The 13,905-nt window shown below is 63.3% G+C and carries 13 protein-coding genes, 1 other RNA gene and 1 riboswitch; of the genes, 6 read left to right on the forward strand and 8 right to left on the reverse strand.

What is annotated here, in order from left to right; all coding sequences use genetic code 11:
- Positions 1 to 2: 2 nt before the first annotated feature.
- The gene (gene lptF / locus AB6809_RS22895) at positions 3 to 1,100 is read right to left on the reverse strand and encodes an LPS export ABC transporter permease LptF (protein WP_006048555.1); all 1,098 of its coding nucleotides are present in this window, start codon (positions 1,098 to 1,100) and stop codon (positions 3 to 5) included.
- 137 nt (positions 1,101 to 1,237) lie between these two features.
- Between lptF and AB6809_RS22900 the strand changes: the two genes are divergently transcribed.
- The 3 genes from AB6809_RS22900 (at position 1,238) to AB6809_RS22910 (ending at position 4,334) form a co-directional block, all read left to right on the forward strand.
- The gene (locus AB6809_RS22900; protein WP_371027276.1) at positions 1,238 to 2,779 is read left to right on the forward strand and encodes a leucyl aminopeptidase; all 1,542 of its coding nucleotides are present in this window, start codon (positions 1,238 to 1,240) and stop codon (positions 2,777 to 2,779) included.
- Positions 2,780 to 2,858: 79 nt separating this feature from the next.
- Complete coding sequence (locus AB6809_RS22905; protein WP_006048553.1) at positions 2,859 to 3,275, forward strand: DNA polymerase III subunit chi; 417 nt, start codon at positions 2,859 to 2,861, stop codon at positions 3,273 to 3,275.
- 102 nt (positions 3,276 to 3,377) lie between these two features.
- Entirely contained in the window at positions 3,378 to 4,334 is a 957-nt protein-coding gene (locus tag AB6809_RS22910) for a DUF2486 family protein (protein WP_029971114.1), read from the forward strand.
- Positions 4,335 to 4,445: 111 nt separating this feature from the next.
- On the opposite strand, the gene AB6809_RS22915 is transcribed toward AB6809_RS22910, so the two are convergent.
- Positions 4,446 to 4,787 (reverse strand): c-type cytochrome, encoded by a 342-nt coding sequence (locus tag AB6809_RS22915; protein WP_006048551.1) that lies wholly within the window; start codon positions 4,785 to 4,787, stop codon positions 4,446 to 4,448.
- Between the two features lie 171 nt (positions 4,788 to 4,958).
- Complete coding sequence (gene ilvD, locus AB6809_RS22920; protein ID WP_029971115.1) at positions 4,959 to 6,632, reverse strand: dihydroxy-acid dehydratase; 1,674 nt, start codon at positions 6,630 to 6,632, stop codon at positions 4,959 to 4,961.
- A 131-nt stretch (positions 6,633 to 6,763) separates the two neighbouring features.
- Between ilvD and AB6809_RS22925 the strand changes: the two genes are divergently transcribed.
- Positions 6,764 to 7,768, forward strand: a complete 1,005-nt coding sequence (locus AB6809_RS22925; protein ID WP_029971116.1) for a LysR family transcriptional regulator — start codon at positions 6,764 to 6,766, stop codon at positions 7,766 to 7,768.
- A 111-nt stretch (positions 7,769 to 7,879) separates the two neighbouring features.
- Complete coding sequence (gene lgt / locus AB6809_RS22930) at positions 7,880 to 8,779, forward strand: prolipoprotein diacylglyceryl transferase (protein WP_029971117.1); 900 nt, start codon at positions 7,880 to 7,882, stop codon at positions 8,777 to 8,779.
- A gap of 110 nt (positions 8,780 to 8,889) precedes the next feature.
- On the opposite strand, the gene AB6809_RS22935 is transcribed toward lgt, so the two are convergent.
- The 5 genes from AB6809_RS22935 to AB6809_RS22955 form a co-directional block, all read right to left on the reverse strand.
- The gene (locus AB6809_RS22935) at positions 8,890 to 9,621 is read right to left on the reverse strand and encodes an SIMPL domain-containing protein (protein WP_006048547.1); all 732 of its coding nucleotides are present in this window, start codon (positions 9,619 to 9,621) and stop codon (positions 8,890 to 8,892) included.
- Between the two features lie 176 nt (positions 9,622 to 9,797).
- Positions 9,798 to 10,256, reverse strand: coding sequence for an EVE domain-containing protein (locus tag AB6809_RS22940; RefSeq protein WP_371027278.1), 459 nt, complete (start codon positions 10,254 to 10,256; stop codon positions 9,798 to 9,800).
- Positions 10,257 to 10,341: 85 nt separating this feature from the next.
- A non-coding RNA gene (gene ssrS / locus AB6809_RS22945) (6S RNA) lies at positions 10,342 to 10,523 on the reverse strand.
- Between the two features lie 171 nt (positions 10,524 to 10,694).
- On the reverse strand, positions 10,695 to 11,009 hold the full coding sequence (locus AB6809_RS22950; RefSeq protein WP_006048545.1) for a cell division protein ZapA: 315 nt from the start codon (positions 11,007 to 11,009) through the stop codon (positions 10,695 to 10,697).
- Positions 11,006 to 11,362 (reverse strand): hypothetical protein, encoded by a 357-nt coding sequence (locus AB6809_RS22955; RefSeq protein ID WP_006048544.1) that lies wholly within the window; start codon positions 11,360 to 11,362, stop codon positions 11,006 to 11,008. Before AB6809_RS22955 ends, AB6809_RS22950 begins: the two co-directional genes overlap by 4 nt.
- Positions 11,363 to 11,580: 218 nt before the next feature.
- Positions 11,581 to 11,930, forward strand: a riboswitch (cobalamin riboswitch).
- 88 nt (positions 11,931 to 12,018) lie between these two features.
- Here AB6809_RS22955 and AB6809_RS22960 point away from each other — a divergent pair.
- Positions 12,019 to 13,905, forward strand: a complete 1,887-nt coding sequence (locus AB6809_RS22960) for a TonB-dependent receptor domain-containing protein (RefSeq protein WP_029971118.1) — start codon at positions 12,019 to 12,021, stop codon at positions 13,903 to 13,905.

Here is a 13,905-nt window from a genome sequence, read left to right on the forward strand (position 1 = left end):
GATCAGGCTCCCTGCGAACGGCTGAACATGGCCCTCGTGAAGAGCGGCCGGTTGCGCACGCGCAGCCAGAAGATAAACGCGACAATCGCTGCCACGATGACATGCAGAATCACGAGCCCGAGCGCGAACGACATCTTGCCTTGCTCGATCCACGACTGCACGACGTTCAGCAGATTCGAATACGTCAGATAGATCAGCACGGCCATCACGAGATTGATCGTGCGGCTGCGCCGCGGGTTCTGATGCGCGAGCGGAATGGCGAGCAGCATCAGATTGATTGCGATAAGCGGCAGCCCCGCGCGCCACGCGAATTCGGCGAGATTCACCTGGGTCGGATTGCGCAGCAGCGTGAGCGTGGGCGTGCCCGTCGTGGTGGGCGTGTTGACCACCGGCTGACTCTCGATTTTGACGCCGTAACGCTCGAACTCCATGATGCGGAAATCCGGATGCCCCGGCTCGCCTTCATAGCGCCGGCCGTTTTCGAGCACGACGAAGCGGTCGCCGTTCTTGTGCGTTTCGGTATGGCCGTTCTTCGACACCACCACGTTGACCTTGCCGTTCTCGGTGCTCGTCACGAACACGTTCTCGACGTGGCCCTGATCCGGCGACATCTTCTCGATGAAGAACACACGATGGCTGCTAGCCGATTCGCGAAACTGGCCAGGCGCGAGCAGTGAAACTTCGTCGCGCTGCTGAAAGCGCGCGCGGATCATTTTGCTTTGCTGATTCGACCACGGCCAGCCGACGAATACGAAGAAACAGATAAGAATAATGATCGGCGTGGCGAACATGCCGATGGGCTTGATAAACCGGGTGAGACTCACGCCCGACGAAAGCCACACGACCATCTCGGAGTCTTTGTACCAGCGCGTCAGCACAAACAGGATCGACACGAACAAAGTGGCGACGAGCATGATGGCGAGATAGCCGATCACGGTCAGGCCGATCAGGACCAGCACGTCGCGCGGGTCGATCTCGCCTTGCGCCGCGAAGCCGACGATGCGGATCATCATCGTGGTCAGCACGAGCGTAAGCAGAACCATGAACACGGCACCAGCCGTATACGCGAGTTCGCGCTGGAGGGAGCGTTCGAAGATCATTATTGATGACGAGAGGGGGCGCTCTCAGCGACGCGCGGATTGCTTTCCGCCACGCCTCCGGTGCAGCCGCCGCAGGAAAAATAGCGGATAATTGCGGCTTTCATCCTAAGCCCAGATTTTATCCGAGGACAAGCGCGATGGACTTTAGCATAAAAGCCTGTGATTGGACCAAAGGCTCGTCAAACGGTTTCCTCACCGGGAAATCGGATTGCATCGTAATCGGCGTGTTCGAGTCGCAGACGCTCTCAGGCGCGGCACTCGAAATCGACGTAGCCACCAAGGGCCTCCTGACCCGCATCATCAAGGCGGGCGACATGGAAGGCAAAGCGGGCAGCACGCTGTTCCTGCATGAAGTCTCGGGTATCGGCGCATCGCGCGTGCTGCTCGTCGGGCTCGGCAAACAGGACGCTTTCAGTCAGAAAGCCTATGGCGAAGCGGTGCGCGCGGCATGGCGCGCGTTGCTCGCCACCAAGGTCGTGCAGGTTACGTTCACGCTGGCGCAACTGCCCATCCTCGAGCGTTCGGCCGACTGGGCTGTGCGCGCCGCGATTCTCGCGCTGCGCGAACTGACCTACAAGTTCACGCAGATGAAGAGCAAGCCGGACAACTCGGCGCGCGCGCTGAAGCGCATCGTCTTCAGCGTGAATACCGGCGACGAGAAGGCCGCCAAGCTCGCCGCGAAGCAGGGCGCCGCGCTCGCCAACGGCATGGACTTGACGCGTGACCTCGGCAATCTGCCGAGCAACGTCTGCACGCCGACTTATCTCGCGAACACCGCGAAGAAGCTCGCGAAAGACTGGAAGCTGAAGGTCGAAGTGCTCGGCGAAAAACAGTGCGAAGCGCTGAAGATGGGCTCGTTCCTGTCGGTCACGGCGGGCTCCACCGAACCTGCGCAGTTCATCGTGCTGCAGTACCAGGGCGGCGCCGCGAAGGCCGCGCCGGTCGTGCTGGTCGGCAAGGGCGTGACGTTCGACACGGGCGGCATTTCGCTCAAGCCCGGCGAAGGCATGGACGAAATGAAGTACGACATGTGCGGCGCCGGTTCGGTGCTGGGCACATTGCGCGCGGTCGCCGAAATGGGCCTGAAGATCAATGTGGTCGGCATCATTCCGGCTGTCGAGAACATGCCTTCGGGCACGGCCACCAAGCCGGGCGACATCGTCACGAGCATGAAGGGCCTGACAATCGAAGTGCTCAACACGGACGCCGAAGGCCGTCTGATCTTGTGCGACGCGCTCACTTATGCGGAGCGCTTCAAGCCCGCCGCGGTGATCGACATTGCCACGCTGACGGGCGCTTGCATCATCGCGCTCGGTCATCACAACAGCGGCCTCTTCTCCAAGAACGATGCGCTGGCGGGCGAGCTGCTCGACGCATCGCGCGAGGCATCGGACCCGGCCTGGCGCCTGCCGCTCGACGACGAGTATCAGGAACAGATCAAGTCGAATTTCGCGGACCTCGCGAATATCGGCGGCCGGCCGGCGGGCAGCGTGACGGCGGCGTGCTTCCTGTCGCGCTTCACCGACGCGTATCCGTGGGCGCATCTGGACATTGCCGGCACGGCGTGGAAGAGCGGCGCGGCGAAGGGCGCCACCGGACGTCCGGTGCCGTTGCTCGCGCAGTTCTTGATCGATCGCGCCGCGGACGGTCGGGCCGTGGACGGCCGCGCGGCGCAATGACGCATCGCAGTAACGTTGCGCGCGTCGCAGGTGTCCCACGTGTCGCAGAGCGCGCCGAAAGCGTAAAGCGGGGCCGCCGATGACTCGAATCGACTTCCATTCGAACGTCGGCGACTCGCTGCTTTATGCGTGCCGCCTGGTGCGCAAGGCGTATCAGGCGGGGCAGCCCACCATCGTCGTGGCTGAGCCCGAGCGGCTGCGCGCGTTCGACGAGCAACTGTGGACTTTCTCGGCGCTCGACTTCGTGCCGCACTGCATGGCGGGCACGCCGCTCGCCGCGCAAACGCCGATCGTGCTGGCCGCGAACCTCGACGACGTGCCGCATCATCAGGTGCTTCTCAATCTCGGTGCGACGGTGCCCGCGCAGTTCGCGCGCTTCGAAAGGTTGCTCGAAGTGGTCGGTAACGCACATGACGAACTCATTGCCGGGCGCGAGCGCTATCGCTTCTATCGCGATCGCGGCTATGCTTTGAACAACTATAAGCAGGGCGGCTAGAGCTTCGTCCCGCCTCGCGTCATGTGTTGCGTTGTGTCCTGTCAAGGCGCGCCGGCGCATACGCGGCCTGCTTCCGCTACGACTCAAACACGGAGGGCGCACGTGTCCGATTCCAACGATAATTCGATTCCTATTCTGCAAGAGGTGCTGGTGCCGGGCCATGCGGCGCAACGGCGCGAGCCGCAGAGCGGCGGTGGGGGTGCGGCTGGTGTGCCGGGGGCTGTGCCGGGCGGTGGTGAATCGGCTGGTGCTGCGGCGGCTGGTACCGCATCGGCAGGTGCTGCACCGGCTGGTACTGCACCGGCTGGTACTGCACCGGCTGGTACTGCGGCCGCGCCAGCGCCTGCGCCGGTCGCTACCCAGACCGATACTAAAAGCGCGGCTCAGCCCGCTACTAAGCCCGCTACTCAGCCCGCTGAGGCCGCCATTCAGCCTACGGCTCAGAGTGCCCCTCAGAGTGCCGCTCAGCCCGCGGCTCGCTCCGATACACCTCTGCGCGAACCCGAAGACCTGCGTGAGCCCGGCCTAACAGCCGAGCCCGAACTCGCACCGCAGCCGGTTCTCTCGCCCGAACAAACGTTGACCCCCGAGCCCGTGCTTGCACCGGAGCCTGGCGCAGCGACGCCGGCGCATTCCGCACAGCACGCACAGCCAACCACCTATCCCGACGATGCCCATCGCGCAGCCGAAGCCGAGCACGCGCATGACGAGGTGCTGGCTGCATCGGCGGGCGTGTTCGATCGCACCGAGCCGCCGACGCCGCTCGAAGCGGGCGCCACCGTGCCGCCGGATTTCGCGCACGAAGCGGGCGAGCAGGCATCGTCCGCCGTCGATGCAGAGGTCATCGCCGGGCGTCTACAGGAACGATTCGCGGATTTTCTGGCGGGCGATGGACGCGGCATCGTCGAAGCGCGCTGCCGCAGCGCCGTGCAGGAGCACACGACCCGGCTCGTCGATCAGATCACACGCGAAGTGGTGTCCACGCTCGCGAACGAAATGACGGGCTGGGTACGCGAAGCGGTGGAAGCGGAGATCGCGCGGCGAACACCGAAAGCGTGATCGAAGAGAGGGTCGCGTATCGAGCGCGGCTCGCTCTATCGAACGAACAGTTCAGACGCGGCCCGCTCGTACCCGACCAAGGTCGACCAACGCCGATCAAAGCAAGCCGCGCTACTTCAACGTCAACACCCAGCTCGCGAGCGTGGCCGCCTGGTCGGGCGTGAGCTGCGTATTCGCGGGCATCGGCACCTGGCCCCACACGCCGGTGCTGCCATCCAGAATCTTGTGCTTGAGATAAGTGGTCGCGTCTTCGCGGCCCGAATATTTCGCGGCCACGTCGTGCAGCGCCGGGCCCATGAACGGCCGCGCCACCGAGTGGCAGCTCATGCAGTTTTGCTGTTGTGCAAGCGCGAGTCCCGCCGCCGCTTCCGCATGCGCGGTCGCGCTGACGCCCATCGACAACGCGGCGAACACGGCAGCCGCTGCAAGCACCGCATACGACATTGATTTCATTCTGGTCTCCGCCGGTGCGGATGCCCGGCTTGTGGTGCAGGCATTATAAAAGGAAAGGGGCACACGGTTTTTCGTGCGCCCCTTTCGCTTTTACGTAGGGCTAATGCAGCGACGTTTTGCCCGCCTGCATCGTTACAAACCTTCCCGCGTCGCTTCCAAACCGCATCGCCATCAACCGGTGACCGCCCCCTTGTTGGCCGGCAACGCCAGCGCCGAGTACTTCGCCAGCACGCCGCGCGTGTAGCGCGGCTTCGGCTGCTGCCAGGCGGCGCGGCGGCGCTGCAATTCGGCGTCGTCGACGTTCAGTTGCAAGAGCAACCTGTGTGCGTCGATGGTGATCGAGTCGCCTTCCTGCACGAGCCCGATCGTGCCGCCGACGAACGCTTCCGGCGCGACGTGGCCGACCACCATGCCCCATGTGCCGCCCGAAAAGCGTCCGTCGGTGATGAGGCCGACGCTTTCGCCGAGCCCTTTGCCGATAATCGCCGACGTCGGCGCGAGCATTTCCGGCATGCCCGGACCGCCCTTCGGGCCGAGATAGCGCAGCACGACGACATCGCCGGCAACGATCCTATCGGCCAGAATCGCTTCGAGCGCGCTTTGCTCGTCGTCGAACACGCGAGCCGGCCCGGTGATCACCGGGTTCTTGAGGCCCGTGATCTTCGCCACCGCGCCGTCTTCGGCGAGATTGCCCTTCAGGATCGCGAGATGGCCTTCCTTGTACAGCGCCTTCTCGATCGGGAAGATCACCTGCTGATCGGCGCGCGGCTTGCCCGGCACGTCCTTCAGTTCTTCGGCGAGCGTCTTGCCCGTGATGGTGATGCAGTCGCCATGCAACAGACCCGCGTCGAGCAGAATCTTCATGACCTGTGGAATGCCGCCGGCCTTGTGCAGGTCGGTCGCGACGTACTGGCCCGATGGTTTCAGATTGCAGATCACCGGCACTTTTTTGCGGATGCGCTCGAAGTCCTCGATCGTCCATTCCACTTCAGCCGCGTGCGCGATCGCCAGATAGTGCAGCACCGCGTTGGTCGAGCCGCCCGTCGCCATGATCAGCGCGACGGCGTTTTCAATCGACTTCTTCGTGATGATGTCGCGCGGCTTCAGGTCTTTCTTGACCGCTTCGACGAGCACGCGCGCCGACTCGGCCGCCGAATCGACCTTTTCCTCGTCGGGGTTCGCCATCGTCGACGAATACAGCAGCGACATGCCGAGCGCTTCGAATGACGAGCTCATCGTGTTGGCCGTGTACATGCCGCCGCACGAACCCGTCGACGGGCACGCGTTCTTCTCGATGCCTTCGAAATCCTCTTCCGACATGCGGCCGGCCGTGAATTCGCCGACCGCCTCGAACGACGACACGATGGTCAGATCGGTGCCCTTCCAGTTGCCCGGACGGATCGTGCCGCCATACACGTAGATGCCCGGCACGTTCATGCGCGCGAGGCCGATCATGCCGCCGGGCATGTTCTTGTCGCAGCCGCCGATCACGACCACGCCGTCCATCCATTGGCCTTGTACGCAGGTCTCGATGCAGTCGGCGATCACTTCGCGTGAGACGAGCGAGTACTTCATGCCTTCGGTGCCCATCGACATGCCGTCCGAGATGGTCGGCGTGCCGAAGATCTGCGGATTCGCGTCCGCGCCCTTGACCGCGGCGACGGCGGCGTCGGCAAGACGCTGCAGGCCGGCGTTGCAGGGCGTGATCGTCGAATGGCCGTTCGCGATGCCGATCATCGGCTTGTCGAAGTCTTCCTTCTGATAGCCGAGTGCGTAGTACATCGAGCGGTTCGGCGAACGGGCCACGCCTTGCGTGATGTTCTTCGAACGACGGTTGTATGGCATGGGGAACTCCAGTCTGTTTGTTTTGCTGGTCGGTCCAGTGTAGTTCGGACGCGTCGGGCAAGAATGCAATTTTGCGAGATGCGTGTCCAATATATTATTAGCGGCTTATTAGGTCGTAAAATGTCTTAATCATGCTGCCCGCCGTTCCCGACCTGCGTCAATTGCGCTATTTCGTGACCGTGGCCGAAGAAAAGCACTTCGGCCGCGCCGCCGCGCGCCTGTCGATGACGCAGCCGCCGTTGTCGCAGGCAATTCGCGCGCTCGAGGAGACGCTCGGCGTCGAGCTGTTCGCGCGCACCAAGCGCTCGGTGGAGCTGACGCGCGTCGGCGCCGACCTGTTGCCCGAAGTTCAGCGTCTGCTGGCGGGCGCCGAAGGATTGCGGCCGCTTGCGCAAAGTCTTGCGCGTGGCGAGGCGGGCGTGCTCTCGCTGGCGTTCGTATCGACGGCGGATTACGGTTTGCTGCCGCGGCTCTTGCGCGAGTTCGGCGCGCGTTATCCGCGCGTGCGGCTCGAACTGACCGAAGCCACGAGCGACGTGCAGGTGGACGAACTGGTGGCCGGCCGCATCGACGCCGGCCTCGTGATCGCGCCGCTGCCGTCGCGTCATGCGATGCAGCTTTCGTGGCTGCCGATCGAGCGCGAGCCGCTCGTCATCGCGATGTCGACGGAGATGGCGGCGCGGGTCGCGCATGGTGGGGCGCATGCCGCGGCGGCCACGGATAGCGCCGGCGAGCCGCACGCCGAATGGCTGGACGCGCCGGTCAGCCTGCGCGAGGTCGCCGACGCGCCGCTCGTCATCTTCCCAAGACGTTTGGCGCCGGGCTTTTATGACATCATTATGGATTGCTACGGCGTCGCGGGGCTCGTGCCGCGCATCGGCCAGGAGGCGATACAGATGCAGACCATCGTCAGCCTCGTGTCGGCCGGCATGGGTGTCGCACTGGTGCCGCAATCGCTGCGTAACCTGCGCCGCACCGGCGTCGTGTACCGGCCGTTGCGCGAGTCCGTGCCCGCCATCGAGACCGGCCTCGTCTGGCGCAGCGCCGAGGTGAGTCCGGTGCTCGCGGGCTTTATCGACATCGCGCGGGCGCATGCGGCCGCTGCAGACACGCAGCCGGCCACGTCACGCGTCTAGCGCCACGGCGGCGAACGCATTGCGCGCAAAGCCGTCCAATGCAGACGGCGCGCGAGCCGTCCGTCATCCCTACCAACCCGCTTCTGAACCCGAACTGCCCATAACAACACGATGCTCATTCACCCGAACTTCGACCCCGTCGCCATTCACCTGGGGCCGCTCGCCGTGCGCTGGTATGGACTGATGTACCTCGTCGCGTTCATCGCGGCGATCGTCGTCGGCCGGCTGCGGCTGCGCTTGCCGTACGTCGCCGCGCAAGGCTGGACGCCGAAAGACATCGACGACATGCTGTTTTACGGCGTGCTCGGCACGATTCTCGGCGGCCGGCTCGGCTACGTGCTGTTCTACAAGGCGAGCTTTTACCTCGCGCATCCGCTCGACATCTTCAAGGTGTGGGAAGGCGGCATGTCGTTTCACGGCGGCTTTCTCGGCGTGACGTTCGCGATGGTGCTGTTCGCGTATCAGCGCAAACGCTCGTGGCTGCAGGTCACCGACTTCGTTGCGCCGATGGTGCCGACCGGGCTCGCCGCGGGGCGGCTCGGCAACTTCATCAACGGCGAGTTGTGGGGGCGCGTGACCGACCCGTCCGCGCCGTGGGCGATGCTCTTTCCCGGCGCCGCGCCCGACGACGCCGCGTGGCTCGCCGCGCATCCGCAACTCGCCGCGCAATGGCATCTGAACGAAGTGTTCGCGCAATATCACATGCTGCCGCGTCATCCGTCGGAGCTGTACGAGATCGCGCTCGAAGGCATCGCGCTGTTCTTCGTCATGTTCTTCTTCTCGCGCAAGCCGAAGCCGATGGGCGCGATTTCCGCCGTGTTCCTGATCGGCTATGGCCTCGCGCGCTTCACGGTGGAATTCGCACGCGAGCCCGACGACTTCCTCGGTCTTCTCGCAATGGGTCTCTCGATGGGCCAATGGCTTTCGCTGCCGATGATTCTCGCGGGCATCGCGATGCTGGTATGGTCGTATCGGCGCGGCCGCAGCGAAGCGGCTCACGCGTTGCCGTAACGCGCGGCGCGCGTTTTTTTCGGCGCGCGATGGACAGCAAAACGCCACGGGATGCAATGCATGCCCGTGGCGTTTTTGTTTGGCCGAATATCCAGCGAAGTGCCAGCGTATTACTTCATCTGCACCGAGCCTGACACATTCACCGTCACCGTCGACGTGCCGCCTTCTATCGGCACCGGTGCAGCCATCTTCGCGTCCGCGCCCATCGCGCGCGCGCTCATCATCATGACCGGCCGCGGCATCGAGCCGTTGTGCCCGACGTTGACCTCGCGGATCGAATAGCCGCTGTAGCCGAACGCCTGCGCGGACGATGCCGCCTGCTCGCGGAACGACTTGATCGCCTCGCCGGTGAGCTTCTGTTCGGCCACGCGCTGCGCCGCGGGCGACAGCGAGAACTGCACGTTGCCGACCTGCATGATGGAGGCCATTTGCCCCGCGAGCTTCGACGCCGCGGTGAAGTCGTGCGACTCGAGCACGATCTCCGTGCGGCCGCGCCATGCGGAGATGCGCCCGTCACGATCGGTCGACGGATAAATCGAGAACGAACCGGTGCGCGCGGTCACGCCGCTCACACCCTTTGCTTTTTGCAACGCGGAATCGGCACGCTGATTCAGCGTTGACGTGAGCGCCGACGGATCGCTTGCTTCCTGCTCATAAAAGAGCGTGATGTCGACCACGTCTTGCGGTACGTCCGCGCTCGCTTGCGCATTCAGCGACAGCACGCCGGCCGGTTGATAGGGCACGACGCTCTGCGCGCGCGCAACGGCGGGCGTGAGCGCGAGTGCAGCGGGCGCCGCGCAGACCAGCGCGAAAGCGAGTGCACGTGCGGTGTGTTTCGTCATTATTGGACTCCATGCTTGAACAGGGTTGCGCGCGACGAGGCGAGCGCGACGCAACGGCACGACACTTGCCGAAGCCGTTTGCGAGTCCGTTAGGCGCTCGTAACCTGAGCTTGGTTCCCTAATTTAACCTTGCTTCAACGTTGCTGCAGCGTTGCGGCAACGTGGGCCGCGCGACGTCAAACGAGCCGCGTCGTGATGAAGCGCCACTCCGCTTCGGTCACTGGCGTGATCGACAGACGGTTGCCTCTCGCGAGCACGCGCATGCCCTTCAGTTCTTCATGCTCGCGCAAGGCGGCGAGCGGAATCAACGGAATCTTCTTCTTGAACACGACGTCGACGAGCAGCCAGCGCGGCGTTTCCTGCGACGACTTCGGGTCGTAATACGGGCTCTTGCTATCGAACTGCGTGGGGTCCGGATAGGCCGTGGACGCGACTTCAGCAAGCCCCGCGATGCCCGGCTCGGGGCAGCTCGAGTGATAGAACAGCACGCCGTCGCCGATCTGCATGCCATCGCGCATGAAGTTGCGAGCCTGATAGTTGCGCACGCCCGTCCACGGCAGCGTGCGGTGCGCGGCGTTGGCGAGATGGTCGATGCTTGCTTCGTCCGGTTCGGACTTCATTAGCCAGTAGCGCATGAATCGAATTGAACGTTAGGGGTTTGAAGAAGCACGGCGCCCAAACAAAAACGGCACCGGACGCAAGTCCGATGCCGTTCCAAATAAGGTCCCCGCCTTAGCCGCTAGGCCGGCATCCTGAACCGGGGGTTCAGAATTGGTCGCAGTTAGCAGCACTTCGGGTACATCAGACAGAGTGACGCGCACGCCCGTGCTACAAATTTCCGCAACCGTGCACATGGCATTGGTTCAAGGAATATATGACCTTGGCGAACCAGGCAGGGAAGCTAAACCGATGAAGCAAAACCGATGACACTGAAACGATTGACTCAAACGTTGGGGACCTGTTCGCCTCGCGCAGTTCGTGCATGCTTCACGAACCTTGCCTGCTTACTTTCCGTTTGAATCCGCAGCCGGTATCAGCACCGGCCGCACTGCTCTCAACATGCTACTTGCAACTTACTGCACGCTGTACTGCTCGATGACAGTACCCAGTTGCTCGTTCATTTGATGCATTGTACGCCGGATTTCTTCAGCGGGAAATGCTTCTCCGTGACGCACGCTTGTTTGCAGCTTAAGCAGTTCGGATGCCAGCGACAGCGCAGCCATGACTGCAATGCGATCCGTGCCGCGCACGTTGCTGTTATTGCGGATCTTCGACATTTCGGCGTCGACTCGCGCGACTGCTTCAAGCAGCGCGCCTTCCGTTTCCGGCGAGCAGGCGAGGCGATAGGGCACGCCGAGAATCGATACTTCGATCTGCTTGGTCGTCATGCATTTTCTCCGTGGCGAGTGGCGTCGCTCTCTGTTTCGACCTCGTGCGGAGCGGGCTCGAGCAGATCGAGCTGGTTGTCCGGCTCGTTGTGCGCACGCGCACGCGGCAATTTTTCGAGGATCGCGTTCAGGCGCACCTGCGCGTCGTCGATCTTGGCCGACAGCGCGTCGCGCTCCGCTTGCAGTGCGTCGCGTTCCTCGCGCAGCAGCGCAAGTTCCGTGCGCGTAGCTTCGGCTTCGGCGCGCGACTGCGCGAGTTGCTCTTCGAGCGCGAGGCGCGCTTCATTGTGGCGCTGGCTGATCGCGATCAGCTTGCCGATATTCTGTGAAAGTGTTTCGAGTTCGGTGAGCATGTGCTGCGTCCTCTAAAGACATCGCATTTTAGCGCGGAATGTCGCACGTTCCGACATTTGTCTCGTTTCGAGACGTAACAACCCCGCTTTTTGCAGCCTTTTTTCGACTGAAGAAGAGAAACTACGCGCGTGCCGGAGATCGCGTCGGACAATAGCTCGACCCTGTCCGAATGAATCGCTCTCGCGGCCCGCGTTCTTGACTGACTCAGAGGGCGCTCATACACTGGCCGCACTCTGGTGCCCGCGCGCATTTCATTGTGCGCGCAGTTAAACGGGAAGCAGGCCGCGCCGTTCTACCCGAACGCGCCAACCTGCGCTGCCCCCGCAACGGTAAGCGACCGCATTTCGCGCGCATTGCAGTTCGTCGCATTCGCTGCAGTTCAATGCTGCTCATCGCAGTTCAGTGCTGCGGTACGAATCGTATTTCGAACAGCAGTTCGCGCTTTTGCAGTTCGATCCCCATCGCGTGTTCCGGTTCAACTCGCGAGTGTGCCACTGCGCGTCACGCGTGGGAAGGCGGGATCGAAAGTCGTTAGCCCGGATACCGGCCAGAGGGAGGGGCGCGCGGCGCGAATTATCAAAAGCGCACGCGCCTCGTTACGCGACGGCCTGCGGGGAAGCGGGCCGCGCACGCCATCCACGGGAAATCTCACTTCATGCTGTCCCCCATCGCCCGCGCGGTGCTGCTCGCTTTTGCCGGGCTGCCCCATCTCGCGCATGCGCAGGCCGCCGCGCCTGCAAACGCCGACGCTTCGTCCACTGCTGCGTCCACTGCATCGTCCACTGTTTTATCGCCCGTCGTGGTGACCGCCGAGCGCGGACCGCAAGCGCTTGCCGATACGATCCCGCAGACGTCGCTATTCGATCAGCAGGACCTGGCCGACACCACCGCAACGGATCTGCCCGGCCTGCTGCAACTCGCGCCCGGCGCGCAAATCTCGCGTACAGGCGGGCCCGGTTCGACGGCGAGCCTTTATTTGCGCGGCGCGTCGTCGACGCAATCGCTGATTCTCATCGACGGCGTGCGCGTCGATTCCGTGAGTCTCGGCACCGCGCAAATCGCGCAGATTCCGCTCGATCAGATCGATCACGTCGAGGTCGTGAACGGCAACGTGTCCGCGTTATACGGCTCGGGCGCGATCGGCGGCGTGGTACAGGTGTTTACGAAAGACGGCGGCGCGCATCCGCCGCGTTTCAATTTCTCTGTGGGCTACGGCAGCTATCACACGCAGACGCAGCAGGTGGGCGCGAACGGCGCATTGGATAAAGACGGCCGCACGACCTTCAGCATTTCGCTCGCGCGCTCGAAAGACGACGGCTTTTCAGCGCTGAATCCGCGCGAGGCGCCCAACGCGAATCCGAACGCGAACGGCTATCTGAACGAGAGCATTTCGGCGTCGCTGCGCCACAAGTTCAACGACCAATGGGACGCGGGCGTCCGCTATCTGCAGTCGAACGGCAACAACAGCTACGACAATGCGTACGGCGCACCGACCGATCTGAACAACCTCTACACGAAAGTGCGGCAGGTGTCGGCGTTCGCCAACGGCAAGCTGACCGACTGGTGGACCACGCACTTCATCGTGTCCGAAGGCGACGACCGCAGCGTATCGAAGACCAACGGCCTCTACAACGGACGCTTCGATACCGACAACCGGCAATACACGTGGCAGAACGATTTCGCGCTGGCCGCGCAGCAAAAACTGCGCGTGGGCTACGAGCATCTCGATCAGAGCCTCGACTCCGATACGTTCGCCGCGCCCACGCGGCATGTCGATTCCGTCTTCGCGGGCTACACGGCGCGCTTCGGACGCAATCAGATCCAGGCCAACGTGCGGCGCGACCAGTACTCCGATTTCGGCGGAGCGAACAGTTACTATCTCGGCTATGGGTTCGACATCACGCCGCATTGGAAGCTGAGCGCAAGCTATTCGGATTCGTTTCGCGCGCCGAGCTTCGACGATCTGTACTATCCGCTAAGCGGCAATCCGTCGATTCAGCCCGAGCGCAGCCATTCGCTCGAAGCGGCGCTGCAGTACGCGTCGAATGCGTTGGGCGTGATGCGTTTGAGTGCTTTCCAGACGCGTTATTCGAATCTGATCGACTATCAGCAGGTCACGCCGGGCATCTATCTGGCGGAGAACGTGGGGCATGCAAAAGTGCAGGGGCTCGAGGGATCGTGGAGCGGACATGTGGGCAAGACCGATGTGCGCGCATCGGTCACGCTGCAAAATCCCGTCGATCTCGACAACGACGTGGACCTCGTGCGGCGCGCGCGGCGCTTCGCGTCCTTGACGTTAAACCGCAGCATCGCAGGGTGGCGCGTGGGCGGCGAGTGGATCGTGAGCGGCCCGCGCGAGGACAGCAGCGGCAAGCTCGGCGGCTACGGCATCGTGAATCTGTCCGCGCGCTACAACATCACGAAAGCCTGGTACGTGGCCGCGCAAATCCAGAATCTGTTGAACAAGGACTATGAAACGGCCTACTCGTATAACTCGCCGGGGCGCGGTGCGTATGTCACGCTCGGCTGGCAGCAGCAGTGA

The sequence above is a fragment of the Paraburkholderia sp. RCC_158 genome (assembly GCF_041355255.1).
Lineage (GTDB): Bacteria > Pseudomonadota > Gammaproteobacteria > Burkholderiales > Burkholderiaceae > Paraburkholderia > Paraburkholderia graminis.